This is a genomic window from Parapedomonas caeni (genome assembly GCF_041060555.1).
In the GTDB taxonomy this organism is placed as follows: domain Bacteria; phylum Pseudomonadota; class Alphaproteobacteria; order Sphingomonadales; family Sphingomonadaceae; genus CAUJIW01.
Window position 1 is genome coordinate 25,923 of record NZ_JBEUDS010000009.1, and the last position, 23,136, is coordinate 49,058.

A 23,136-nucleotide genomic window follows, 5' to 3' on the forward strand; every position below is an offset into this window, starting at 1 on the left:
CGACATGACCGCACCCGAGACTCCGGAAAACGAAGCCCCCGACGTGGCCGCCGCCCTGCGCGAAGCCGCCACGGCGGCACCCGGCGATTCCGAGGATGCGCTGGCCAAGGCCCAGGCCGAGGTCGCCGACCTGAAGGACCGGCTGCTGCGCCAGGCCGCCGAGACCGAGAATGTCCGCCGCCGGCTGGAGAAGGAAAAGCAGGATGCCAGCGCCTATGCGCTGACCAGCTTCGCTCGCGACCTGCTGGGCGTCGCCGACAACCTGCGCCGCGCGCTCGACGCGGTGCCGGAGAGCGCCCGCGCCGATGCCGGCCTCGCCACGGTGCTGACCGGCGTCGAGATGACCGAGCGGGAACTGCTCAACGTGTTCGGCAAGTTCGGCATCGCCCAGATCGAGGCGCTGGGCCAGAAGCTCGACCCCAACAGGCATCAGGCGATGATGGAAGTGCCGACCCCCGACGCCGAGCCCGGCACGGTGGTGCAGGTGCTGCAGGCCGGCTACGTCATCAAGGACCGGCTGCTGCGCCCGGCGATGGTCGGCGTCGCCAAGGCCGCCGGCCCGGCGCCGCGGGTCGACACCACCGCCTGAGTGCGAGAGATAGCACTAGGCTGCCGCAACTTGAGGCAGCCTAGTGCAGCAACTGAGGGATCAAGCGTCATCGCGCATCCTTTTCAGAGCGACAACGCTGGTGATCCCAGTTAGCGCATTTCTGACTGTTTCTTCCTGCGGCTCATACGACGAGCCGCAATAACTGCAGTGCCGAGCAGCATCAAACCCGACGTAGCGGGCTCCGGAACGTCCGTTGCTTGAGCCTGTTCGATGGTAAGAACCGTCGCGGTAAAGCCTTGGCCTAGCGCCAAATCGAAGAAATCGAACGAGGCGTGCGGCACACGCAGTCCGTCATCATCCTGAGGGTCGTCCCGTACGTCCTGCGACAAGGCTGGAAATTCGCTGGGCAAGCCAACACTCGACCACATCATCCCCGACGAGTCGGCGACGGTCAGCCCAAGGACAAAAGAACCCACGTGGAGAATGTACAGGCCATCGTACGGACCGTCGGAGGTCGACGCGCCAACGTCATCGCCCATCGCGCCGGTGGCATCACCCGCATAATGATTGCCCAGAAAATACGCTGAAATGGCCAACTCAGGATTGCCGTAATCAGCCTCTGTCCCGCCCGCCAATGGATAGACCGCCGTCGGCGTCAAAGCGGTATCGTACGAAAAACTGCCGGTGAATGTGGACCCTATCGGGAGAAAATCGTTCTGCTGGTCGATTCGCGCTGTGAAATCGAAATGAACGACCTCTGCCTTTGCGGGCGATACCAGAGCCAGAGTCACTGCAAAAAGTGGAAGAGCGCGGCAAACGCGACTGAAGAACATTATCGACCTCAATCTATACAAGTGGGTAAATACGACACAATCGTCGCGTTAAAGTAGCAAAAACCGAGCCAGAACCGAAACTGCTGTAAATTCAATGTATTACGCATCACGAAATCGTGGAATCTGTAAAGTCTGCCGACAGGTTGGGTTAAGTCCATAAAATGAACGGCAGCACCGCCGCATAGGCCGCGCGCGGCGGTGCGTCCGGCGGGGCCGCGCCCTCGCCCAGCAGATAGGCATCGCGGATGATCTCCGCCTGCTGCTCGATGCCGTAACCCTCCAGCGGCTTGCCCGGCACCAGCCGGTAGCGGTAACGCGCGAACAGCCCACGCGCGGCGATGAGGTTGCGACCGGACTGATATTGCCAGACGTGGGTCAGTTCATGGACGAACAAGCCGCGCAGGCCCCGCCCCGCCTGGCTGTAGTCCTCGCGATAGAGCGGGCAGCGCGGGTGGAACCACAGGTGGCCGTCGGGCGCCATCACCGTGCCGGGCCGTTGCAGCGGCCACCAGCGCCGCCGGTGCAGCCGCACGGGCGCGGGATCAAGCGCGTCACCGAACAGACGGGCGGCCAGCGCGGCCTCGCCAGGGGTGAGTCCGCGCGCGTCACCGGGCGGTGTCACCGGGGCACCGCCTCAATGATGGCGCGGCTCAGTGATGGTCATGGCCCGACATGTCGTGATGCATGTCGTGACTCATCGGCGCGGCGGGCTTGCCCTGGCCGAAGGCGCGCACGGGCACCTGCACCGTCACCGGCCCGGCCTTCTCGAACGACAGGGTGAGCGGGAAGCTGGTACCGGGCGCCGGTGGCGTGTCGACGCCAAACAGCATCAGATGATAGCCGCCCGGCGCCATCTTCAGCGTCGCGCCCCCAGCCAGCACCAGGCTGCCGGTGCGCTGCATCTTCATGACGCCGTTGACGTTCTTCGTGGTGTGCATCTCGACATAGGCGGCGATCGGACTGGCCACGGCGACCAGTGTGTCAGCCGGGCCCGCCTTGAGGGTGAGATAGGCGGCACCGGGGCGGCCCGGCACCGGCGGGAACTGCGCCCAGGCCTCGGACACCGCTGGCGCGGCCGGCTTGCCGGCAGCGAAAGCGCCACTGACCACGGCGACCACCAGCAGCACGGCAGACAGCAGCACCGCCGCCACACCGAGTGTACGCGCGTTGACACGGGCTTTTGGCCGAAGATCGATGGGTGCATGCATGGGCGGTATCCCTTCCGCAAGGGGCGTGATCACAACGGGAGGACGCAATATTCAAGGAAGGTAGAACGGCCGTGCAGCGCCAGCAAGCGGCTGCGACGCCATGCCCCGGTCGCCAGCGGCACCGATGCCTCTTTCCGTCGCGAACCATACACGGCTTGTAGCCGGGAAACGGCCTCCCTATATCGCGATGCAAGGTGGTGGCCGGACGGTCTCGTCGAGAAGCCGGCCACCGCATGGGACCAACCGCCGGCCCGGGCGTGCTTGCAGTGAGAAGGCGCCGGGCGGCCTAGGATGAGGTTTGAAGTTATGGGTAAGGTCATCGGTATCGACCTCGGCACCACCAACTCGTGCGTCGCCATCATGGACGGCGCTAGCCCGAAGGTCATCGAGAACAACGAAGGCGCGCGTACCACGCCGTCGATGGTCGCCTTCACGGCCGACGGCGAGCGTCTGGTCGGCCAGCCGGCCAAGCGCCAGGCGGTGACCAACCCGGAAGCCACCCTGTTCGCCATCAAGCGGCTGATCGGCCGCACCTTCAACGACCCGATGACCCAGAAGGACATCGGCCTCGTCCCCTACCACATCGTCAAGGCCGACAACGGCGACGCCTGGGTGGAAGCCCGCGGCGACAAGTATTCCCCGAGCCAGGTCTCGGCCTTCATCCTGCAGAAGATGAAGGAAACGGCGGAAGCCTATCTCGGCGAGACGGTGACCCAGGCGGTCATCACCGTGCCGGCCTATTTCAACGACGCCCAGCGCCAGGCCACCAAGGACGCCGGCAAGATCGCCGGCCTTGAGGTGCTGCGCATCATCAACGAGCCGACGGCTGCGGCGCTGGCCTATGGCCTCGACAAGCAGGACGGCAAGACCATCGCCGTCTACGACCTCGGCGGCGGCACCTTCGACATCTCCGTGCTGGAGATCGGCGACGGCGTGTTCGAGGTGAAGTCGACCAACGGCGACACCTTCCTCGGCGGCGAGGACTTCGACAAGCGCGTCATCGACTGGCTGGCCGACGAGTTCAAGAAGGAGCAGGGCATCGACCTGCGCGGCGACAAGCTGGCGCTGCAACGCCTCAAGGAAGCCGCTGAAAAGGCCAAGATCGAGCTCTCCAGCGCCCAGCAGACCGACATCAACCTGCCGTTCATCACCGCCGACGCCTCGGGTCCGAAGCACCTGGTGAAGACGCTGACCCGCGCCAAGCTGGAACAGCTGGTCGACGACCTGATCGCCAAGACGCTGGAGCCCTGCAAGAAGGCGCTCAAGGACGCCGGCGTGTCGGCCAGCGACATCGACGAGGTGGTGCTGGTGGGCGGCATGACCCGCATGCCCAAGGTCATCGAGGCGGTGAAGGGCTTCTTCGGCCGCGAGCCGCACAAGGGCGTGAACCCGGACGAAGTGGTGGCGCTGGGTGCGGCCGTGCAGGCCGGCGTGCTCCAGGGCGACGTCAAGGACGTGCTGCTGCTCGACGTGACGCCGCTGTCGCTGGGCATCGAGACGCTGGGTGGCGTGTTCACCCGCCTGATCGACCGCAACACCACCATCCCCACCAAGAAGAGCCAGGTGTTCTCCACCGCCGAGGACAACCAGACGGCGGTGACCATCCGGGTGTTCCAGGGCGAGCGCGAGATGGCGGCCGACAACAAGCTGCTCGGCCAGTTCGACCTCGTCGGCATTCCGCCGGCGCCGCGCGGCATGCCGCAGGTGGAGGTGACCTTCGACATCGACGCCAACGGCATCGTCAGCGTCTCGGCGAAGGACAAGGGCACCGGCAAGGAACAGCAGATCCGCATCCAGGCCTCCGGCGGCCTGTCGGACGCCGACATCGACAAGATGGTGAAGGAAGCCGAGCAGTTCGCCAGCGAGGACAAGAAGCGCCGCGAACTGGCGGAAGCCAAGAACCAGGCTGAAAGCCTCATCCACACCACCGAGCGCTCGATCGCCGACGCCGGCGCCAAGGTGTCGGCCGACGTCAAGGCCCAGGTCGAGACCGCCATCAGCGACCTCAAGGGTGTACTCTCGGGCGAGGACGCCAGCGAGATCCAGGCCAAGACCCAGACGCTGGCCCAGGTGTCGATGAAGCTCGGCGAGGAGATCTACAAGGCCGACCAGGCCGCTGGCGGCACCGAAGGCGGCGCGCAGGACGGTGGCAGCACCGGCGGCGACGACGTGGTGGACGCCGAGTTCTCCGAAGTCGACGACAAGAAGTAAGCATCCAGTCCGGCGGGCCGCGCGACCTCCCCATCCGGGAACGCGCGGCCCGTGCGCATTTCAAGGCCCGGAACGCGGCCGGGCGGTTGAGGAGTCGAGTCCCCCATGGCCGACGAGGATTATTACGACGTCCTGGGCGTCGACCGTAACGCGGACGAGAAGGCGCTGAAATCGGCCTTCCGCAAGCTCGCCATGCAGTATCACCCGGACAAGAACCCGGGCGACGCGGCGGCGGAAGCCCGGTTCAAGCAGATCAACGAGGCCTATGACGTCCTGAAGGATCCGCAGAAGCGCGCGGCCTATGACCGCTTCGGCAAGGAGGCCTTCCAGAACGGCGGCGGCGCGCCCGGTGGCGGTTTCGGCGGCGCCTCCTTCTCCGACATCTTCGAGAACATCTTCGACGAATTCCTTGGCGGTGGGCGCGGCGGGCGCGGTGGCGGCCGCTCCAACGCGGTGCGCGGCTCCGACCTGCGCTACAACATGGAAATCTCCCTTGAGGAGGCCTATCGCGGCAAGACCGCCTCGATCACCGTGCCAACCACCGTCAGCTGCGAGCCCTGCAACGGCTCCGGCGCCGAGCCCGGTTCATCGCCCGAGACCTGCCCCACCTGCGGCGGTGCCGGCAAGGTGCGCACCACCCAGGGCTTCTTCATGGTCGAGCGGGCCTGCCCCAACTGCCGCGGCACCGGCAAGATCATCGCCAAACCGTGCCGCGCCTGCGGCGGCGTCGGCCGGGTGGAGAAGGAAAAGACCCTGCAGGTCAAGGTGCCGGCCGGTGTCGATGATGGCACCCGCATCCGGCTGTCCGGCGAGGGCGAGGCCGGCCTGCGCGGCGGCCCGCCGGGCGACCTCTACATCTTCATCTCGCTGCGGCCGCACCGGGTGTTCGAGCGTGATGGCACCACGCTTTATTGCGCCGTGCCGCTGCCGGTGACGACGGCGGCATTGGGTGGCGAGATCGAGGTGCCGTCGCTCGACGGCCAGCGCACCAAGGTCAAAATTCCCGCCGGCACCCAGACCGGCAAGCAGTTCCGCATGCGCGGCAAGGGCATGCCGCCGCTCAACGGCGGCGGCCACGGCGACCTCATCATCCAGGTCAACGTCGAGACACCGGTCAACCTCTCCAAGCGCCAGCGCGAACTGCTGGAGGAGTTCCAGACCATCGAGACCGGCGAGACCAGCCCGGAATCCACCGGCTTCTTCAAGCGCCTGAAGGAAGTCTGGACCGACCTCACCGAGTAGCCCCCGTTCTTGACCCCGTGGCCATGCCGTGATGGAGTGCGGCGCGGGGATGTGTCCCTCGGGGACAGACATGGGGCTTGAGCGCAATCTCGACGACTGGGTGGCGGCGGGGCTGATCTCCGCCGATCAGGCCGGTGCGATCCGTGCCCATGCCGCCCGGCACAGCCGGCCGTGGGGACTGTGGGCGGTGGTGGGCCTGGGCGGGCTTGCCATCCTGCTCGGCCTGATGGCGCTGGTGGCCGCCAACTGGGCGGACATTCCCGCCGGTCTCAAGCTTGCCCTGCATTTCCTGCTCAACCTCGCCGCGGGCTGGGCTGTCGTCGTCGCCAGCCGGCAGGGGCGCGCGCTGTGGCTGGAGCTGGCGCTGTTCCTGTTCACGGGCCTGGTGCTGACCGGCATCGCGCTCACCGGCCAGGTGTTCCAGATGTCCTCGGCGCCGTGGCGGCCGCTGGCGTTCTGGCTGGCGCTGACCTCGCCACTGCTGCTGCTCGCCGGCCAGGGCCGCGCCACCGCCTGGCTGTGGATCGTCATCGTCGGCGCGACACTGGGGGGTGTCGTCGAGGAGTTTCATCGCTGGTTCGCCGATCACCGCTGGGCCATCGGCCTGCCGCTGACCGTGCCGGCGCTGCTGGTGCTGCTGGGCGATCAGGGCAGTCGCCAAACCAGTCGCCATGCCAGTCGCCATGCCTTCTGGCAGGCGGTCCGGCTGGCCGGCCTGCAGGTGGTGGTGATCGTGGCCAGCCTGATGCCGTCGTTCGTCTGGTACCAGTCGCTGCCCGACCAGCATGACTATGCCCGCGACCTGCTGCCGGCATTGCCGATTCTGCTGGGTGCGACGGCCCTTGCCATCGCCGCGCTGCTGCGCAAACCGGAAGCCGATCGTGGCGGTGCCGGCGTGCTGGGGCTGGCGACGCTGCTGCCGATCCTGCCGATGCTGCTGCCGCTGGCCGGCATCGCCGGCGAACTGGCCGGCGCGCTCGCCTTCACCGCGCTGTGGGCCGCCATCGCCTGGGCCGCCCAGCGCCGCCAGCGCGCCGGGTTATTCCGGCTGGCGGTGGGGGTGATCGCCCTGCGGCTGATCATCATCTACTTCGAGGTGTTCGGCTCGCTGGCCACCACCGGCGTCGGCCTGATCGTCAGCGGCCTGCTGGTGATCGGCGCGGCGGTGGGCACCACACACCTGCTGCGCCGCTGGCGGATCGGTGCTGCGTCATGACCGCCACCCGTATCCCGATGCCATCACGGAGGCTGCTCGCCGCGCTGCTGTTGCCGCTGGTCGGCCTGATCGGCGGGGCCGCCGTCGCCTGGTGGCAGACCAGTCACGGCAGCGTCTGGGAGGTACCGATTCGCGGTTACGACCCCCGCGACCTGCTGCGCGGCCATTACATCCGCTTCCAGTACGACTGGGCGACGCCGGCCCGGCCCGCCGCCGTCGCCCCCGAGCACTGGCGCCTGTGCTTCCGCCATCGGGGCGCGGCAACGGTGGTGACGCTGTTCGCCAGCACCGACCGCACGCCCGAAGCCTGTCAGGCGATCGCCCGGCAGATCCGTGGCCATGATGGCCTGGTGATGGACTATGGCGGCCAGGGGCGCGGACAGTTCTACCTCGACGAGACCGACGCACGACCGCTGGAGCAACTGCTCACCGACCCCGCGCGCAAGGTGAGCGCGCGGGTGATCGTCACCGCCAGCGGCCGGCTGACGCCGCTCGACATTCTGGTCGATGGCAAGCCCTACCGCGAGGTGCTGGCGGCGACGGCGAAGCCACCCAGCCAGCCCCCGGCCAGCCAGCCCTGACGACAGCCGCTATTCGTCGGCCATGATGGCGGTGCGGGGCGGCTCGCCCTCGCGCTGCCAGCCTCGGAACATGCCGGCGATGTTGGTCTCCAGCACGATGTTGCCGTGCGCGTCGACGGCAATGACGCCACCCTCGCCGCCGAGTGCCACCAGCTTGCCATGGACCACCTGGCGCACCGCGTCGGCCAGTGCCATGCCCTTCATCTCCACCAGCGCGCAGATGGTGCGCGCCACCGTCGCGCGGATGAAGTACTCGCCATGGCCGGTCGCCGAGACAGCGCAGGAGGCATTGTCGGCATAGGTGCCGGCGCCGATGACCGGCGAGTCGCCGACCCGGCCCCAGCGCTTGTTGGTCAGCCCGCCGGTCGAGGTCGCCGCCGCGAGATTGCCGTGGCGATCCCGCACCACGGCGCCCACCGTGCCGAACTTCGAAATGTTGGCGGCTTCCCCGCGCGCCCGGGCGCGCTCCAGCTGCCGCTGGCGCTCAGGCGTGACGAAGTAGCTGTTGGCCACCTGCTCCAGCCCCGCCGCGCGCGCGAAGGCGTCGGCGCCGGCGCCCTGGAGCATGACATGCTCCGACTTTTCCATCACCGCGCGGGCGGCACGAATGGGCCAACGCGTGGTGGTGACGCCGGCGACACTGCCGGCGGCCAGCGTCGCCCCGTCCATGATTGCCGCGTCAAGTTCGGCGACCCCCTCATGCGTCAGCACCGCGCCGCGACCGGCGTTGAACAGAGGCGTATCCTCCAGCACGACAATGGCAGCCTCCGCCGCGTCCACCGCCGTGCCGTCCACCTCCAGCACCGCCCGCGCCGCCGCCAGCGCCTCGGCCAGCGCGGCATGATAGGCCGCCTTCTGCGCATCGCTGAACTGGTCGGCGCCATAGCGGCCGGCACCGCCATGGACGGCGACGGCGTATCGGCTGCCGGGGTCACCATCGGTGTGACCCGTCGGAGTGGCGGAGACGGACATGCTCATGCAGACTCCCAAGGACGCCGGCAGCGGCGCCCGCGTCAAAGGCGCTCGGCGAGCCTGATCGCCAGCCGGCAGCCGGTCTTGATCGCCGCCGACAGCAGCGGATAGGCCGGCGCCTGTTCCGCGCCGTGGGCGATCGCCGCGTCCTTGTGTTCGATTTCCTCTTCGCGGAACTGACGGATGGTGTCGGCCAGCTCGGCGTCGTCATCGCCGAGCCGGTCGAGCTGGTCGGCGTAATGCTGCTCGATCACCTCTTCCACCGCCGCCGTGCAGGCCATCGCCGCCTTGGGGCCGATCAGCGCCGTCGCCGCGCCCAGCGCGAAACCGGCAACGTGCCAGAACGGCTGCAACAGGGTCGGCCGCACGCCGCGCTCGGTCATCATCCGGTTGAAAGTGTCGAGATGCACCCGTTCCTGATCCGCCATGTGGCGGATTTCACCCGAATGGGCATGACGCGACCCCATGACGGCAAGCTGGCCTGCATAGATGCGCACGGCGCCATATTCGCCGGCCTGGTCGACCCGGATCATGCGCGCCTTCCCGGCCGCCAGCGGCAGGTCGCCGGGCAGCCGTGCGGGGCGCACCGGCGGCGGTGTCACGGTCGGGATTTCAGGCTGAGCCATAGCACGATTGCTCCCATGCCAAGCGAGATGAGGGCGTTATAGCCCGCCATCGACACGCCGAACAGCGACCAGGGGATGGCATCGCAACGCACCAGCGGCGCCGCCATGACCTCGGCCATGATATCGTTGAGACTGCTGGCACTGCCGGAGGCGGCACACCGGGTGATGCCCTGCCACCAGCCCTGCTCGACCCCGACGTGGAACACGCCGATGCCGCCGGTCGTCAGCAATGCCAGGCCGGCACCAGACGCCGCCAGCCGCGCCACCCCCGTCGTGCCGCGGGCCAGCAGCCAGCCGCCCAGCACCGCCAGCACCACGGCAGCGATATGCGGCCAGCGCTGCCAGTGACACATCTCGCACGGCGGCAGGCCGCCGACATACTGGAACAGCAGCGCGCCCGCCAGCAGCAGCGCCGAGGTGGCGCCACCAAGCCAGAGCGGCAGGGACCACGCCGACATCAAATGTACCGCAGCACCGCGAAACCGCCCACCAGGGCGACGAGAAACATCGTCGTGACCAAGGTGAGTCGCCGCTCGATAAAGTCGCGGATCGGCTCGCCATAGGCCCGGAGCAGCGCCGCGATCAGGAAAAAGCGGGCGCCCCGGGTGATCAGCGAGGCGACGACGAACGGCAGCAGCGCGAAGTGGGCGGCGCCGGAGACAATGGTCACCAGCTTGTAGGGGATGGGCGTGAGACCCTTGATGAGGATCACCCACAGGCCCCACTCGGCGTAACTTTCCTCGAACTGGTGCGCCTTGGCCTGCATGCCGTAGAGCTGCACCAGCCAGGCCCCCAGCGTCTCCATCAGGTAATAGCCGATGGCATAGCCGAACAGCCCGCCGGCCACCGAGGTCAGCGTGCAGACGGTGGCGATCAGCCAGGCCTGCTCGCGCCGGGCCAGCACCATCGGCACCACCACGACGTCGGGCGGGATCGGAAAAAAGGAACTTTCCGCGAAGGAGATGGCGCCAAGACCCCACATTGCCCGCGGATGCTCGGCGACCCGCATGGTCCAATCATAAAGTTTCCGGATCATTCGCCTGACGCTCGACAAGACATGACGGCATCGGGTGTAGCAGATCAGGGCCGCAGGTGCAGTGGCTTTTCACGTCGCGGGCTCCCGCCCGGCGCGCGCTCAGGGCAACCGGTCCTGCCCGCCGGCGCCGCGCCCCGCCTGCGCCAGCACATCTTCCAGTTCGAGCATCGCCACCCTGATGTGCAGGGCGCTGAGGCGAAAGTCATGATCCAGCGCTTCCTGCATCAACTGCGCCAGACAGGCGCGCAGGGCCTGGGCCGATGCGCGGCGCCGGGGCGCCGACATCTTGCGACGGGTGCCGCGCCGGGGGTCTGTCGCCAATGACGGTCCTGTGCGTCCGGACATGATAAACCATTGCGTGTTTTATGACTGTATAATTCCCCGCAATGGATACATCAATGCCACCATAAGTCAACGGCACGCCCAACACTCAACCCATGGGTGTTCTTTAACCCCGCAATATCTCCACGGCGTTGGAGCCATGGCGAGGGCACGGCCGCCGATCAAGGCTAGGCGACGGACCTGTGGTGCGTGTATCACGGCGATCACATGGAACTGGACCCGCCCGACACTGGCGATGACGCCCCGGCCGAGCGCAAGGCGCGCACCGCGACCCGCCTCAAGGTCGCCGGTGCAGCGCTGACCGTTACGCTGGGCAGCCTGTGGTTGCTGCGTTTCCCGCTGCTGGGTCTCGCGGCCCAGGGCTACCTCGGCGGCCGCGGCATCGACGCCGACTTCAGTTCCGATGCCCTGACGCCAACCCGCCTGGAAATCAGCGACCTGCGGCTCGGTGCCACCGACCAGCCGGACTTCACCGCCCGCCGGGCGATCGTCCGCCTGCGCTGGCAGGGGCTGATGCCGGAGATCGCGGGGATTACGCTCGATCGGCCAGTGGCCCGTGTCCGCCTCGACGAGAATGGCCTGTCGCTCGGGCGGCTCGACCGGCTGCTGCCGCCGCCCGGCGATGAACCGCTGGCGGTGCCCGGCATTGCCGTCATCGTTCGTGACGGTCGCGTGATCGCCGCCACACCGCTGGGCCCGCTGACCCTGCGCATCGACTCCGGCGGTACGCTGGCCGACGACTTTGTCGCCACCGCCCGCCTCGATACGGCGCGCATTGGCAACGACCACGTGCGACTGGACCGCCTGAACGGCAAGGCACGCCTGACCAGCAGCGCACACGGGTTCGCGCTGGCCCTCAGCGGCACCGCCGCGTCGGCTGCGAGCGCTGACGCCATACGCCTCGACACGCTGACGCTCACCGGCGAGGGCCGCGCCAGCCCTGACATCACGACGCTCGGTGGCACGCTGACACTCGGCGCGGCATCGGCCCGGCACGGCGACGCGGTAGTGGCAACACCGGCCGCCACGCTGACGCTTGACGACCTGCGCCTTGACCCCCGGATGCGACCGCTGACATGGTCGGCGGCGGTGGATGCCGGAGCCGCCAGCGCCGTACTGCCCGCAGGCCACGTCTCGACGCCCGCCGCCCGACTGACGCTGGTCGCCAGGGGCAACGGCATCGACGGCACCTGGCGTGCGGCCACCGGTCTGCTCAGTGTCGGCGCCGTCGCGACACCGGCCCTCACCGCCCGGGATGGGCGGGCGGAGGGGACGCTGCGGATCGACCGCACCGCCACCGGCCTGTTCGCCGATGGCAAGGGCGCGCTCACGGTATCGGGCGGCACACTGCCGCCGGCGCGACAACGCCAGATCCGGCGGCATGCCGATGCGCTGGCCGGCACCCCCGCTGGCCCGCTGGTCGCCGACGGCGGCGCGGCCCTGGTCCGCGCGGGGCGCCAGTTCACCGTGAACCTGCCACTTGCCTTCAACTGGCGCACCGGCGCCGGCGAGATCACCGTACCGGGACAGGTCACGCTGGCCGCCGCCAGTGGCGCGCGGCTCGACCTGGCCGACGGCGATGGTCCGGTGGCGCGGCTGGCGCTGCCGGCCGGCGGCATGGTGATCGATGGGCGCGCCGGCCTGACCGGCGGTGGCCTGCCGACCGTCAATGCGGTGATCAGCCATCAGGCCGGCTCCCCCGGCGACGCCGCGCATCACGGCATCCGGCTGGTGATCGACCGCTGGACGGCGGGCCAGGCCAGCCTGCGCATCCCCAGCCTGTCGCTCGCCCTGCGAGAAGCCGATGGCGAGCGGCGCCTCGATCTCTCCGGCGCGCTGACGCTGTCCGGTCCGCTGGGTGAGGGCCATGTACGCGATCTCGATATTCCGCTCGACCTGACGGCGACACTCACCCCCAACCTCGCTCTCGCGCCCCGTGAAGGCTGCATGGTGGTGTCGGCGCGCGATATCCGGCTGGGCGATACCGCGCTGGGCGGCATGGCGCTTCCGTTGTGCCCGCAAGGTGGCGCCTTCCTGCGCGTGGCGGCCGACGGCCGCCTCGGGGGGGGTATTACCACACCGTCCCTGCTGGTGGCGAACGCCAGCGGCCAGCGGCCCGCACGCCTGGAAACCGGGCCGGCATCGCTGCGCTTCACCGGCCGCGCCGCGCGCCCTCGGGTGGAAGCCTCGGTACAGGCCCCCACCCTCACCCTGAGCGGCGATGGCGGCCATGCGCTCACCGCCCGTGCGACCACGCTGGCGGCGACGCTGGTCAGCGGCGAGCGGGGCTGGCAGGCCTCCGGTGCGATGGCTGGACTCAACGCCAGGGACGGCGCCAGCGGCGTCACCCTGCGTGACGGCCAGGCCCGCTGGGAGGCGACCGACAGCGCCGGCGGCCTGACCGCCCGCCTGACCGGCGTGACGGCCATCATCGCCGACACGGGCACCCGGCCGATGTTCAACCCGGTGCGGATCGCCGACGGGCAGGCCCGGCTCGCCAAAGGCGCCGTGACCGCCGACGGCGCGGTACGACTGGCGGCGGGCGGGGCCACGCTCGGGCGCTGGCAGCTGACGCACAGCCTTGCGTCGGGCACGGGCGATGCGGCGTTCACGGTCAGCGACTTCGCCTTTTCGCCCGATCTCCAGCCCTACCAGCTCTCCGAACTGGCGCGCGGCGTGATCGAGAACGTCAGTGGTGGCGTCTCGGGCATCGCCCGTGCCCGCTGGACGCCGGGGGGCATGGCAAGCAGCGGCCATGTGACGCTGGCGGACCTGTCGTTCGCCACCGCCGCACTCGGCCCGATCGACGGTATCAGCGGCACCGTCAATGTCGATGATCTGGCCGCGCTCACCACGCCGCCGGGACAGACGTTGACGATCGCCAGGATCAACCCCGGCGTCGCCATCACCGACGGCACCCTGCGCTTCCATCTGGAGCCCGGCTTCAGGCTGGCGCTGGAAGATGTGCGCTGGCCCTTCGCCGGCGGCACGCTGGCGGTGGCGCCGACGGTGCTCGACCCGGCAACCGAACAGCGGACGCTCACGCTCACGCTCAGCGATATCGACGTCGCCACCTTTCTCGCCCAGATGCAGCTGAGCAGCCTTGCGGCCACCGGCACCGTCGATGGCGAGATGCCGCTGGTGCTCAGCCGCAGCGGCGCCGCCATCCGCGGCGGCGAGCTTCATTCGAAGAACGGCGGCCTGATCGCCTACACCGGCGACGTTGGCCGCAAGGGCGAACTGGGTCAGGGCCAGATCGCCTTCGATGCGTTGCGCAGCTTCCGCTACGACAGCATCATCTTCGAGGTCGACGGCGACCTCGCCGGCGACCTGGTGACCGCCATCCGCTTCGCCGGGGTCACCAACGCCGACGTGGCGCCGATGCCGGGCGTGCGGATGCTCAAGGCCTCGGGTCTGCCCTTCAGGTTCAACGTCAACATCCGCGCACCGTTCGGCAGGCTCGCCCGTTCCTTCGCCGAGTTCGCCCAGCCGGAGAAGGCACTGAAGCAGGCGCTCGACGAGGACGCGGCAGCGACCGCGCCGGAAAAGCCGCAATGATTCCAGTTCAGCGCCAGTTCATCGCGGTTGCGCCAGGATGGCATCACATTGACGCCGGGCTGGCGCTGGCCGTACACCGGAACAAAGGCAACAGGAGATGATGATGCGGTCAGCCGCTGTGATGATGGGAGGCCTGACGATGGCCCTGGGAGCCGGCCTGCTGGGCGGTTGCGTCAAGGTCCAGGCGCCGGACAAGCCGATCGAGATCACGCTCAACGTCAACATCAAGCAGGAGGTTGTCTACCGGCTTGAGAAGGACGTGCAGGATCTGATCAAGAGCAACCCGGGCGTGTTCTGACGCCGCCGCGGCTACCCTTACGGAGTTCATCATGACCAAAATCTCTTCCTTCATGACGCCGCTGGCCCTGGCCTTCGCCCTTGGCATGGCGACGCCCGCCGTCGCGCTGGCCGACACGGTGGTGGAACAGGCGCGTGCCGCCGGCCAGGTCGGCGAGCAGGCCGACGGCTATCTCGGCATCAAGGGCGGCGCCTCCGCCGACGTGAAGGCGCGGGTCGACCAGATCAACATCAAGCGCCGGGCGGTCTATACCGACCTTGCCGCCAAGAAGGGCGCCTCGGTGAACGACGTCGCCGGTGCCACGGCGTGCGAGCTGTTCAAGACCCGCGTCGCCCCCGGCGAATTCTACCGCACCGAGACCGGCGCCTGGGTGCAGCGCAAGGGCTCCGAGCCGGTGAAGCTGCCGCCCTATTGCCCGCAGTAAGCCGCGCCTCTCCGGCCGCCGCGGCGTGGACGCATGGCTTTAACGCTTGCGCCCACCCGCCGCGCCGCTATGCGTGATCCCGAAGTGTCGGCCCTGACCGCCGGATGGCGGGGGCAAAATGCCGGCAATGCGTGCGGGGAGCGGCGTGAATGAGCGATGACGTGACATTCCAGCAGGAGCCGGAGGTGCGCTATGGCGCGCCGCTGGTGGTGAGCCCGCTGATCCGCCGCGTGATCGCCCGCAACCCCAGCGCCTTCACCTACACCGGCACCGGCACCTACATCATCGGCCACGGCACCGTCGCCATCATCGACCCCGGCCCGGCCCTGCCCGAACATATCGAGGCGGTGCTGGCGGCGGTCGCCGGCGAAACGGTGAGCCACCTCGTGGTCACCCACACCCACCGCGACCATTCCCCGGCCAGCCCGGCGCTGAAGGCCGCCACCGGCGCCGTCGTCGTCGGCTGTGCCCAGGTGCCGATGATGGAGGAAGCGGCAGGCCAGGGCGACGAATCGGTGGACCGCAGCTACGCGCCGGACCGCATCCTCGCCGACGGCGAGGCGGTGCACGGCCCGGGCTGGACGCTGCGGGCGGTCCACACGCCGGGCCATACCTCGACCCACCTGTGCTTCGCGCTGGAGGAGGAGCAGGCGCTGTTCACCGGCGACCATGTGATGGGCTGGTCCACCAGCGTCGTCACGCCGCCGGATGGCGACATGCGGGCCTATGTGGACAGCCTGCGCAAGCTGCTGGAGCGCGAGGACCGCGTGCTCTACCCGACCCACGGCCCGGCGGTGGACAAGCCCAAGCCGTTCCTGCGGGCGCTCATCAACCACCGCAAGATGCGCGAGGCGCAGATCGTCAAGGTGCTGGGCGATGGCCCGGCCACCATTCCGGCGATGGTGGAGCAACTCTACGCCACCACGCCGAGGCACCTGCACCCCGCCGCCGGCCGCTCGGTGCTGGCCCACCTGATCGATCTGGAAGCCCAGGGCCGGGTCGGGCGCGATGGCGACGTCTACCGGCTGCTGTAAACTCGCCTTCCCCCTTTGCCCTTGCCCGAGCGGCCGTCACACGCCACATAAGCGACCCAGACGCGGAGGTTGCCTCCGCCGGGAGGTGAGACGACATGGACGCCCGACTGACATTCCCCGATCCGCTGGTGGGCCGCGAGCGGCCGGCGCCGGGAACCGACCTGATTGCCGAGATCAACCGGCTGCGGCGCGAGAAGAACGCCGTCATCCTCGCCCACTATTACCAGGAGGCGCAGATCCAGGATCTCGCCGACTTCGTCGGCGACTCGCTCGACCTGTCGCGCAAGGCGGCCGCCACCGACGCCGAGGTCATCGTGTTCTGCGGCGTGCGCTTCATGGCGGAAGTGGCGAAGATCCTGTCGCCGCACAAGACCGTGGTGCTGCCCGACCTCAACGCCGGCTGCAGCCTGGAGGACAGCTGTCCGCCCGGGGATTTCGCGAAGTTCCGCGCCGCCCACCCGGACCACATCGCGCTCACCTACATCAACTGCTCGGCCGAGGTGAAGGCGCTGTCGGACATCATCGTCACCTCGTCGTCGGCCGAGCACATCATCGGCCAGCTGCCGGCGGACCAGAAGATCATCTTCGCCCCCGACCGGCATCTGGGCGCCTATCTCAACCGCAAGACCGGCCGCGACATGCTGCTGTGGCCGGGCTCGTGCATCGTGCACGAGAACTTCTCGGAGTCCGAGCTGATCAAGCTCAAGGCCCGGCACCCCGATGCGCCGGTGGCCGCCCACCCGGAATGCCCGGGCTTCATCCTCGACCATGCCGATTATGTCGGCGCCACCTCGGGCATCCTGAAGTTCGCGCTGGAAAGCGACGCCGACACCATCATCGTCGCCACCGAGCCGCACATCATCCACCAGATGCGGCTGGCCGCCCCCCACAAGACCTTCATCGGCGCGCCCGGCGCCGACGGCAACTGCAACTGCAACAACTGCCCCTACATGGGGCTGAACACGCTGGAGAAGGTCTATCTCTGCCTGCGTGACCTGACACCCCGGATCGAGGTGCCGGAGGCAACCCGGGTGAAGGCGCTGCAGTCGCTCAACCGGATGCTGGACATGGCGCCCAGGGCCGCCGGCCAGCCCGACCTGCCCAACGGCTGAGCCCCACCCCGGTCCAGCCATTCCGCGCCCGCGCGGCCGCCCGTGGCCGTGCGCCCGCTAACAAGACCCCTGCCGAGACCGCCAAGGAGTTCGCCCATGCCGCTGCCGCTGTCCGACGCTGAACGCGACGCCTTCATCCGTTCAACGCTGGCCGAGGATCTCGGCGACGTCGGCGACATCACCTCGGCGGCCACCATTCCCGCCGATGCCCGGCTGAAGGCGGTGATGGCGACCCGCGAGCCGATCGTCGTCGCCGGGCTGGCGCTCGCCGCCGAGTTCTTCCGCACCCTCGACCCCGACTGCACCATCGAGATCGCCGCCGAGGACGGCGCCCGGCTGGCCGCCGGCGACGTGCTGATGACCATCACCGGCAACGCCCGCGCGCTGCTGACCGCCGAACGCTCGGCGCTCAACACCGCGCAGCACCTCTCGGGCATCGCCACGCTGACCCGCCAGTATGTCGACGCCATCGCCGGCACCGGCGCCACCCTGCTCGACACCCGCAAGACCCTGCCGGGCCTGCGGCTGCTGGAGAAATACGCCACCCGCATGGGCGGCGCGGCCAACCACCGCATCGGCCTGTTCGACGGCGTGCTGATCAAGGACAACCACATCGCCGTCGCCGGCGGCATCACCGAGGCGGTGAGCGCGGCCAAGGGCGCCGGCCTTGCCGGCATCCAGGTCGAGGTGGACCGCCTCGACCAGATCGAACCGGCGCTGGCCGCCGGCGCCGACCGGCTGCTACTCGACAACATGGACCCGGCCACCCTGCGCCAGGCGGTGGCGCTGATCGCCGGCCGGGTGCCGACCGAAGCCTCCGGCGGGGTGCGGCTGGACACCGTCCGCGCCATCGCCGAGACCGGCGTCACCTACGTGTCGGTGGGTCGGGTCACCCAGTCGGCCCCCGCCGTCGACATCGGGCTCGACTTCCTGACGGCCTGACGAACGCTTCAAGGTCGCGCCCGACAGCGACAACCGCCTGAAATCGCCACCATTATTGCAATAAAGCGATTGTTGTTGCTTTTTACCTATCAGTGTGCCAGATTGGCGTCCGTTGGCGTTCGATCTTTCTCATTTCTGGTAAAAATCGCGACGAGGCACCGCCCGTCACCCTGGCCCGGGGTGCGCCTGTGGCGGATGTTCCCCAGAAGCCGCGACGCGCGGCGGGGCTCGACAGATGGCGTCAGGCGCGCAGCTTCCAGCCGCTGCGGAACAGCGCGTAGGTGAGCGCCACCAGCGCCAGGTTGATGCCGGCGAGGAACAGCGCGCCGAACAGCAGCGGCCCATCCGACACGCCGAGGAAGCCGTAGCGGAAGCCGTCGATGATGAAGAAGAACGGGTTGGCGTGGCTTGCCGCCGCCCAGTGACCGTGCAGCTTGTCCAGTGTGTAGAAGGTGCCCGACAGCAGCGACAGCGGCTGGATGACGAAGTTGGTGATGGCGGCCGCGTGGTCGAACTTCTCGGCCCACATGCCGGTGAGAATGCCCATGGCCCCCAGCATCACCGCGCCCATCAGGCCGTAATAGACGACCGCCCAGCCATGACGCACCACGACCTCGACACCCGGCCACAGCAGCATGGCCAGCCACACCGCGAGACCGACGGCGACGGCGCGGGTGATGGCGCCGCCGAGGAACGCCGCCGTCAGCTCGCCGGCCGACAGCGGCGGCATCAGCACGTCGATGATGGTGCCCTGGACCTTGCCGATGAGGATGGTCGAGGAGGTGTTGGCAAAGGCGTTCTGGATCATCGCCATGACGATCAGACCCGGCGCCACGAAATTGGCGAACGGGTGACCCAGCAGGGTGTGGCCGCCCCGCCCCAGCGCCACGGTGAAGATGGCGAGGAACAGCAGCGTGGTGATGGCGGGCGCCCAGATGGTCTGGGTCTGCACCTTCCAGAAGCGGCGCACTTCCTTGGCGTAGAGGATACCAAGGCCGTACCAGTTGACCACGCCGATGCGCGGCACACCCGGCGGCTGGAAGCGGGGCGATGCGGCGATGTCGGTGGCCTCGGCCATGATGAATGCGGACTCCCGTGACGTGTCCCGTTCAGCTATCCTGTGACAAAGGCGACCGCAAGGTCTCGCCAAGGGAACGCACTGTCCTTATGTAGGACGCGAATCGAGTTAGAGGTACGCCATGTCTTGGAGCGACGAACGCATCGAGCTGCTGCAGCGGCTGTGGGAAAAGGGCCTGTCGGCCAGCCAGATCGCCGAAGAACTGGGCGAGGGCGTGACGCGCAACGCCGTCATCGGCAAGGCCCACCGCCTCGGCCTCAAGGCGCGACCGTCGCCGGTGAAGGCGGAGGCGCCGAAGAAGGCGGCGCCGCCGGCGCCGAAAAAGCCCAAGCCTGTCGTGAAGCCGGAACGGGTGACGCTGCTGGAACTTTCCGACAAGGTCTGCAAGTGGCCGCATGGGCACCCGGGCGAGGAAGACTTCCACTTCTGCGGCAAACCGGTGCAGCCAGGCTTCCCCTATTGCCCCGAGCACTGCGCGGTTGCCTACCAGGCACAGCTGCCGCGCCGCGACCGCCGGCCCATGCCGCCGATGCTGGGCGGCCGGCGATAAATTCGCCGATGCTGGGCGGCCGGCGATAAATTCGCCGATGCCGGGCGGCCGGGCTTTCCGGAAACGGGCCTTTTCGGAAATGCCCGCCACACCTCACGCCGCGGGCTGGCGCCACCTGAAGCGATCGCGCTAGCGGGGAGACCTTTCGGCCTTCTCCGCCTTGTCGGCCTTGCCCTTTTTCACCTTTGCCTTGCCGACCAGGACGAAGGCGTCGATCGGGCAGCGGCTGCCGGAGCGCGCCATGATGACATCAATGCCGGCGCACAGCTGGCGTGACGGTGTGGTGCGGTAATAGAAGCCGTCATAGAAGGCGAGCCCGTGGCAGCGGCCGGCCAGTCGCATCTCGTAGATGGCGCCGCCGCGCAGGCGCAGCTCGACCACCCGGTCGCTCTTGATCTCGGCCTGGCGGATGGCATCGACCGACACGCAGCTGATCCGCTCGCCCGTCTCCGCGGCGTCGGCGGCCGCAGGCGGCGTGTCGTCGGGACGATCGGTCGCGGCGGCATCGGGCACCCGGACAATCGGCTGCGCATACCCCTGCGCCACTGCGGGATGCGCCGCCATCATGCCTGCCGACATCGCCAGCAGCAGCAGACCGGGGATCATGCTCCGCGCCGTCATCTCACTCCAACTCGCGCCCGCGCCGTGCCGCCCGGAACCATGACTGGTTGAGGGTGACCCGGCATGAACGAGGAATCAAGGCCCAACCTGTTGATAAAAGTCCTGTTTATCGTCGAGGTCACGGCCGGGACGCCTGCGTCTCTCACGATCAGGCTCTAGCAGCCAACTACTGAATGGGATGTGAATAGACCAGCCCCCCGCGCACGACCAGCCTCGGCGTCACGGCCCGCCCCCCGCGTCACAGCCAGCCCTTGCGCTTGAAATAGACATAGGGAAGCACCGCGGCGGCGACCATCATGATCAGGGCAAAGGGGTATCCCAGCATCCACCTCAGCTCCGGCATATGCTCGAAATTCATGCCGTAGATGGACGCGACCAGCGTCGGCGGCAGGAAGATGACAGCCGCCACCGAGAAAATCTTGATGATGCCGTTCTGCTCCATGTTGATGAGACCCAGCGTCGCGTCCAGCAGCAGACTGATGCGCCCGGTGAGGTAACTCACATGGTCGGTGAGCGCGGCGATATCGCGCCCGATCGATTTCAGCCGGGTGCGGTTTTCCTTGTGCGCGGCATCCGCCTCGATGATCGCCGACAGAAACGCGGTCATGCGGCCGAGGCTGACCAGGCTCTCGCGCGCCTTGGACAGCATGTCGCCCTTGCGGCCGAGCCGCCGCAGCACGTTGCGGAAATCCCGCACCTCGGCGCGGCGGAACCGGCTTTCCTCCTCGAAGATGTTCTGCGCCATGATGTCCAGCGACACGCCGCTCTGCTCCAGCGTGTCGGCGAGCCGGTTGACGACGGCCTCCATCAGCCCCAGCAGCACGGCGACCGAGCCGGAGAAGCGCTGCCCCACCGGCCGGCAGGCCTGCAGCGTGAAGGCCTCGAACGCCCGCACCGGGCTGTAGCGGACGGTGAGCAGGCGCTCGCCCTTGAGAATGAAGGTGACGGGAGTCAGGGCCGGCTTGTCGGCGGAAGCACCGACCAGCAGCGAGACCGTGGCAAAACTGGCGCCATCCTCCTCGTAGAGACGGTTGGAGATTTCGATCTCCGCCATTTCCTCACGGGTGGGCACGGCGAGCCCGGTCGACTGCTCGACCTGCCGCTCCTCCTCGCGGGTGGGTTCGAGCAGATCAACCCACACCGCCCGCTCCACGCCGTCACTGATGGCACCGGGTGACAACTGACCGCTGGAGAGACTGTAGGCGCTCAGCATGGCCGCTCCCCCGGTGTGCCCTACCGCCGGTCCTTGCGCGCGAACGGGTTGTCGCTGCTCTTGAAGGTAATGCGGATCGGCACGCCGGCGAAACCCAGATCGTCGCGCAGCGAATTGACCAGATAGCGGTGGTAACTGTCCGGCAGGTCATCGAGCCGGTTGCCGAACACCACGAACGAGGGCGGACGGATACGCGCCTGGGTGATGTAGCGCAGCTTGATCCGCTTGCCGCCCGGTGCCGGCGGCGGATTGCGCTCCAGCGCCGCCGAGAACCAGCGGTTGAGACCGGCCGTCGACACCCGCTTGCTCCACAGGTCGCGAATCTCGAACGAGGCTTTCAGCAGCAGGTCGAGCCCCTTGCCGGTGGCGCCGGAGCAGGTGATGAGCGGCACGCCCTTGACCTGCGACAGCCCGTCCTCCAGCGCCTTGGCGACACCGCGATAGAGGCTGCCCTGGTCGTCGACCGCGTCCCACTTGTTGAGCGCGATCACCAGCGCCCGGCCTTCCTCCAGCACCTGATCGGCGATCTTGAGATCCTGGGCTTCCAGCCCCAGCGTCGAATCGAGCAGCAGCACCACCACCTCGGCGAAGTCGATGGCCCGCTTGGTATCGGCGGCCGACAGCTTCTCCAGCTTTGTGGTGACCCTGGCGCGCCGGCGCAGACCGGCGGTGTCGATCAGCTTGACCGGCCGGCCCTTCCATTCCCAGGGAATGGCGATGGAATCGCGGGTGATGCCGGCCTCCGGCCCGGTGACCAGGCGGTCCTCGCCGATCAGCCGGTTGACCAGCGTCGACTTGCCGGCGTTGGGCCGCCCGACGATGGCCAGCTGCAACGGCGCCGCCGCCACTTCCTCCGGTGTCGGCTCGGCGGGTGGCGTGTCATCCTCCTCCTCTTCCGGCGGCAGCCCGAGGTGGGCGACCAGCGCCTGATACAGGTCGGCCATGCCCTCGCCATGCTCGGCGGAAATGCCCACCGGCTCGCCCAGCCCGAGTTCATAGGCTTCGTAGAAGCCGGCCTCCGCCGCCTTGCCTTCCGCCTTGTTGGCCAGCAGCACCACGGGCTTCGACTGGCTGCGCAGCCAGGTGGCGAAATGGCGGTCGAGCGGCGTCAGGCCGGCCCGGGCATCGATCACCATCAGCGCCAGATCAGCGCCGGCGAGCGCCGCTTCCGTCTGGGCGCGCATCCGCCCGGCCAGCGATTCGGCGTCGGCCTCCTCCAGCCCCGCCGTGTCGACGATGGTGAATTTCATGTCGAACAGCCGGCCCTGGCCCTCGCGGCGGTCCCGGGTGACCCCCGGCGTGTCGTCGACCAGCGCCAGCCGCTTGCCGACCAGCCGGTTGAACAGGGTCGACTTGCCGACGTTGGGCCGGCCGATGATGACGATGGTGGGCTGTGCGCTGTTGTCCATGGCCCGTGCTTATAGCCTGATCGGCCGGGATGGAAGCAGGGATGCCACCATGGCCGCCGCGAATCAGGCGATCACGGGAA

General features: G+C 68.5%; 24 protein-coding genes. 12 read left to right on the forward strand and 12 right to left on the reverse strand.

Annotated elements, in window-relative coordinates; genetic code table 11:
- Nucleotides 1–4 precede the first annotated feature (4 nt).
- A complete protein-coding gene (gene grpE, locus ABU113_RS08060) occupies nt 5–589 on the forward strand; it encodes a nucleotide exchange factor GrpE (RefSeq protein ID WP_454559083.1) in 585 nt (194 codons plus the stop codon).
- 110 nt (nt 590–699) lie between these two features.
- Here the strand turns inward: grpE and ABU113_RS08065 are convergent, their stop codons facing one another.
- The 3 genes from ABU113_RS08065 to ABU113_RS08075 form a co-directional block, all read right to left on the reverse strand.
- On the reverse strand, nt 700–1,383 hold the full coding sequence (locus ABU113_RS08065; protein ID WP_454558993.1) for a PEP-CTERM sorting domain-containing protein: 684 nt from the start codon (nt 1,381–1,383) through the stop codon (nt 700–702).
- Between the two features lie 148 nt (nt 1,384–1,531).
- A complete protein-coding gene (locus ABU113_RS08070; RefSeq protein ID WP_454558994.1) occupies nt 1,532–2,005 on the reverse strand; it encodes a vgr related protein in 474 nt (157 codons plus the stop codon).
- Between the two features lie 28 nt (nt 2,006–2,033).
- Complete coding sequence (locus tag ABU113_RS08075) at nt 2,034–2,591, reverse strand: copper chaperone PCu(A)C (RefSeq protein WP_454558995.1); 558 nt, start codon at nt 2,589–2,591, stop codon at nt 2,034–2,036.
- A 306-nt stretch (nt 2,592–2,897) separates the two neighbouring features.
- Here ABU113_RS08075 and dnaK point away from each other — a divergent pair, with 306 nt between their 5' ends.
- The 4 genes from dnaK to ABU113_RS08095 all read left to right on the forward strand — a co-directional run bounded on the left by dnaK (nt 2,898) and on the right by ABU113_RS08095 (nt 7,841).
- Nucleotides 2,898–4,802 carry a molecular chaperone DnaK gene (gene dnaK / locus ABU113_RS08080; protein ID WP_454558996.1) on the forward strand — a complete coding sequence of 635 codons (1,905 nt, stop codon included), beginning with the start codon at nt 2,898–2,900 and terminating at the stop codon, nt 4,800–4,802.
- Between the two features lie 105 nt (nt 4,803–4,907).
- The gene (dnaJ, locus tag ABU113_RS08085; RefSeq protein ID WP_454558997.1) at nt 4,908–6,044 is read left to right on the forward strand and encodes a molecular chaperone DnaJ; all 1,137 of its coding nucleotides are present in this window, start codon (nt 4,908–4,910) and stop codon (nt 6,042–6,044) included.
- 70 nt (nt 6,045–6,114) lie between these two features.
- Nucleotides 6,115–7,260 carry a DUF2157 domain-containing protein gene (locus ABU113_RS08090; protein WP_454558998.1) on the forward strand — a complete coding sequence of 382 codons (1,146 nt, stop codon included), beginning with the start codon at nt 6,115–6,117 and terminating at the stop codon, nt 7,258–7,260.
- On the forward strand, nt 7,257–7,841 hold the full coding sequence (locus tag ABU113_RS08095; protein WP_454558999.1) for a GDYXXLXY domain-containing protein: 585 nt from the start codon (nt 7,257–7,259) through the stop codon (nt 7,839–7,841). Before ABU113_RS08090 ends, ABU113_RS08095 begins: the two co-directional genes overlap by 4 nt.
- 9 nt (nt 7,842–7,850) lie before the next feature.
- On the opposite strand, the gene ABU113_RS08100 is transcribed toward ABU113_RS08095, so the two are convergent.
- The 5 genes from ABU113_RS08100 to ABU113_RS08120 form a co-directional block, all read right to left on the reverse strand.
- The gene (locus ABU113_RS08100) at nt 7,851–8,819 is read right to left on the reverse strand and encodes an isoaspartyl peptidase/L-asparaginase family protein (protein WP_454559000.1); all 969 of its coding nucleotides are present in this window, start codon (nt 8,817–8,819) and stop codon (nt 7,851–7,853) included.
- Nucleotides 8,820–8,854: 35 nt separating this feature from the next.
- Nucleotides 8,855–9,346 (reverse strand): demethoxyubiquinone hydroxylase family protein, encoded by a 492-nt coding sequence (locus ABU113_RS08105; RefSeq protein ID WP_454559084.1) that lies wholly within the window; start codon nt 9,344–9,346, stop codon nt 8,855–8,857.
- Nucleotides 9,347–9,411: 65 nt separating this feature from the next.
- Nucleotides 9,412–9,897 carry a disulfide bond formation protein B gene (locus ABU113_RS08110; RefSeq protein WP_454559001.1) on the reverse strand — a complete coding sequence of 162 codons (486 nt, stop codon included), beginning with the start codon at nt 9,895–9,897 and terminating at the stop codon, nt 9,412–9,414.
- Nucleotides 9,897–10,475: a YqaA family protein gene (locus ABU113_RS08115; RefSeq protein WP_454559002.1), complete on the reverse strand. Its 579-nt coding sequence runs from the start codon at nt 10,473–10,475 to the stop codon at nt 9,897–9,899. Before ABU113_RS08115 ends, ABU113_RS08110 begins: the two co-directional genes overlap by 1 nt.
- A 99-nt stretch (nt 10,476–10,574) precedes the next feature.
- A complete protein-coding gene (locus ABU113_RS08120; protein ID WP_454559003.1) occupies nt 10,575–10,760 on the reverse strand; it encodes a hypothetical protein in 186 nt (61 codons plus the stop codon).
- Between the two features lie 264 nt (nt 10,761–11,024).
- Here ABU113_RS08120 and ABU113_RS08125 point away from each other — a divergent pair, with 264 nt between their 5' ends.
- The 6 genes from ABU113_RS08125 to nadC all read left to right on the forward strand — a co-directional run bounded on the left by ABU113_RS08125 (nt 11,025) and on the right by nadC (nt 18,185).
- Complete coding sequence (locus ABU113_RS08125) at nt 11,025–14,375, forward strand: intermembrane phospholipid transport protein YdbH family protein (protein ID WP_454559004.1); 3,351 nt, start codon at nt 11,025–11,027, stop codon at nt 14,373–14,375.
- A gap of 139 nt (nt 14,376–14,514) precedes the next feature.
- On the forward strand, nt 14,515–14,673 hold the full coding sequence (locus ABU113_RS08130) for a YnbE family lipoprotein (protein WP_454559005.1): 159 nt from the start codon (nt 14,515–14,517) through the stop codon (nt 14,671–14,673).
- A gap of 31 nt (nt 14,674–14,704) precedes the next feature.
- A complete protein-coding gene (locus tag ABU113_RS08135; protein ID WP_454559006.1) occupies nt 14,705–15,097 on the forward strand; it encodes a YdbL family protein in 393 nt (130 codons plus the stop codon).
- 149 nt (nt 15,098–15,246) lie between these two features.
- The gene (locus ABU113_RS08140) at nt 15,247–16,131 is read left to right on the forward strand and encodes an MBL fold metallo-hydrolase (protein WP_454559007.1); all 885 of its coding nucleotides are present in this window, start codon (nt 15,247–15,249) and stop codon (nt 16,129–16,131) included.
- A 95-nt stretch (nt 16,132–16,226) separates the two neighbouring features.
- Nucleotides 16,227–17,243: a quinolinate synthase NadA gene (nadA, locus tag ABU113_RS08145; RefSeq protein ID WP_454559008.1), complete on the forward strand. Its 1,017-nt coding sequence runs from the start codon at nt 16,227–16,229 to the stop codon at nt 17,241–17,243.
- Nucleotides 17,244–17,339: 96 nt separating this feature from the next.
- Nucleotides 17,340–18,185 (forward strand): carboxylating nicotinate-nucleotide diphosphorylase, encoded by an 846-nt coding sequence (gene nadC, locus ABU113_RS08150; protein ID WP_454559009.1) that lies wholly within the window; start codon nt 17,340–17,342, stop codon nt 18,183–18,185.
- 241 nt (nt 18,186–18,426) lie between these two features.
- Here nadC and ABU113_RS08155 read toward each other — a convergent pair whose 3' ends face one another.
- Nucleotides 18,427–19,263 (reverse strand): ABC transporter permease, encoded by an 837-nt coding sequence (locus ABU113_RS08155; RefSeq protein ID WP_454559010.1) that lies wholly within the window; start codon nt 19,261–19,263, stop codon nt 18,427–18,429.
- Between the two features lie 121 nt (nt 19,264–19,384).
- On the opposite strand from ABU113_RS08155, the gene ABU113_RS08160 reads away from it, so the two are divergent.
- Nucleotides 19,385–19,813, forward strand: coding sequence for a GcrA family cell cycle regulator (locus ABU113_RS08160; protein ID WP_454559011.1), 429 nt, complete (start codon nt 19,385–19,387; stop codon nt 19,811–19,813).
- 129 nt (nt 19,814–19,942) lie between these two features.
- Here ABU113_RS08160 and ABU113_RS08165 read toward each other — a convergent pair whose 3' ends face one another.
- From ABU113_RS08165 to der, 3 genes are all read right to left on the reverse strand, one after another.
- The gene (locus ABU113_RS08165) at nt 19,943–20,419 is read right to left on the reverse strand and encodes a hypothetical protein (protein WP_454559012.1); all 477 of its coding nucleotides are present in this window, start codon (nt 20,417–20,419) and stop codon (nt 19,943–19,945) included.
- A 253-nt stretch (nt 20,420–20,672) separates the two neighbouring features.
- Nucleotides 20,673–21,647, reverse strand: a complete 975-nt coding sequence (locus tag ABU113_RS08170; RefSeq protein WP_454559013.1) for a magnesium transporter CorA family protein — start codon at nt 21,645–21,647, stop codon at nt 20,673–20,675.
- A 20-nt stretch (nt 21,648–21,667) separates the two neighbouring features.
- Complete coding sequence (gene der / locus ABU113_RS08175; protein ID WP_454559014.1) at nt 21,668–23,056, reverse strand: ribosome biogenesis GTPase Der; 1,389 nt, start codon at nt 23,054–23,056, stop codon at nt 21,668–21,670.
- Nucleotides 23,057–23,136: the final 80 nt, after the last annotated feature.

Bases quoted from the DNA above. Each gene is read 5' to 3' on its own strand.
- ABU113_RS08135 (WP_454559006.1), top strand. From the start codon at position 14,705: ATGACCAAAATCTCTTCCTTCATGACGCCGCTGGCCCTGGCCTTCGCC.
- nadA (WP_454559008.1), top strand. From the start codon at position 16,227: ATGGACGCCCGACTGACATTCCCCGATCCGCTGGTGGGCCGCGAGCGG.
- der (WP_454559014.1), bottom strand. From the start codon at position 23,056: ATGGACAACAGCGCACAGCCCACCATCGTCATCATCGGCCGGCCCAAC.
- ABU113_RS08170 (WP_454559013.1), bottom strand. From the start codon at position 21,647: ATGCTGAGCGCCTACAGTCTCTCCAGCGGTCAGTTGTCACCCGGTGCC.
- grpE (WP_454559083.1), top strand. From the start codon at position 5: ATGACCGCACCCGAGACTCCGGAAAACGAAGCCCCCGACGTGGCCGCC.
- ABU113_RS08075 (WP_454558995.1), bottom strand. From the start codon at position 2,591: ATGCATGCACCCATCGATCTTCGGCCAAAAGCCCGTGTCAACGCGCGT.
- ABU113_RS08065 (WP_454558993.1), bottom strand. From the start codon at position 1,383: ATGTTCTTCAGTCGCGTTTGCCGCGCTCTTCCACTTTTTGCAGTGACT.
- ABU113_RS08165 (WP_454559012.1), bottom strand. From the start codon at position 20,419: ATGATCCCCGGTCTGCTGCTGCTGGCGATGTCGGCAGGCATGATGGCG.
- ABU113_RS08140 (WP_454559007.1), top strand. From the start codon at position 15,247: ATGAGCGATGACGTGACATTCCAGCAGGAGCCGGAGGTGCGCTATGGC.
- ABU113_RS08105 (WP_454559084.1), bottom strand. From the start codon at position 9,346: ATGATCCGGGTCGACCAGGCCGGCGAATATGGCGCCGTGCGCATCTAT.
- ABU113_RS08155 (WP_454559010.1), bottom strand. From the start codon at position 19,263: ATGGCCGAGGCCACCGACATCGCCGCATCGCCCCGCTTCCAGCCGCCG.
- ABU113_RS08115 (WP_454559002.1), bottom strand. From the start codon at position 10,475: ATGATCCGGAAACTTTATGATTGGACCATGCGGGTCGCCGAGCATCCG.
- dnaK (WP_454558996.1), top strand. From the start codon at position 2,898: ATGGGTAAGGTCATCGGTATCGACCTCGGCACCACCAACTCGTGCGTC.
- ABU113_RS08160 (WP_454559011.1), top strand. From the start codon at position 19,385: ATGTCTTGGAGCGACGAACGCATCGAGCTGCTGCAGCGGCTGTGGGAA.
- nadC (WP_454559009.1), top strand. From the start codon at position 17,340: ATGCCGCTGCCGCTGTCCGACGCTGAACGCGACGCCTTCATCCGTTCA.
- ABU113_RS08110 (WP_454559001.1), bottom strand. From the start codon at position 9,897: ATGTCGGCGTGGTCCCTGCCGCTCTGGCTTGGTGGCGCCACCTCGGCG.
- ABU113_RS08095 (WP_454558999.1), top strand. From the start codon at position 7,257: ATGACCGCCACCCGTATCCCGATGCCATCACGGAGGCTGCTCGCCGCG.
- dnaJ (WP_454558997.1), top strand. From the start codon at position 4,908: ATGGCCGACGAGGATTATTACGACGTCCTGGGCGTCGACCGTAACGCG.
- ABU113_RS08090 (WP_454558998.1), top strand. From the start codon at position 6,115: ATGGGGCTTGAGCGCAATCTCGACGACTGGGTGGCGGCGGGGCTGATC.
- ABU113_RS08125 (WP_454559004.1), top strand. From the start codon at position 11,025: ATGGAACTGGACCCGCCCGACACTGGCGATGACGCCCCGGCCGAGCGC.
- ABU113_RS08130 (WP_454559005.1), top strand. From the start codon at position 14,515: ATGGCCCTGGGAGCCGGCCTGCTGGGCGGTTGCGTCAAGGTCCAGGCG.
- ABU113_RS08120 (WP_454559003.1), bottom strand. From the start codon at position 10,760: ATGTCGGCGCCCCGGCGCCGCGCATCGGCCCAGGCCCTGCGCGCCTGT.
- ABU113_RS08100 (WP_454559000.1), bottom strand. From the start codon at position 8,819: ATGAGCATGTCCGTCTCCGCCACTCCGACGGGTCACACCGATGGTGAC.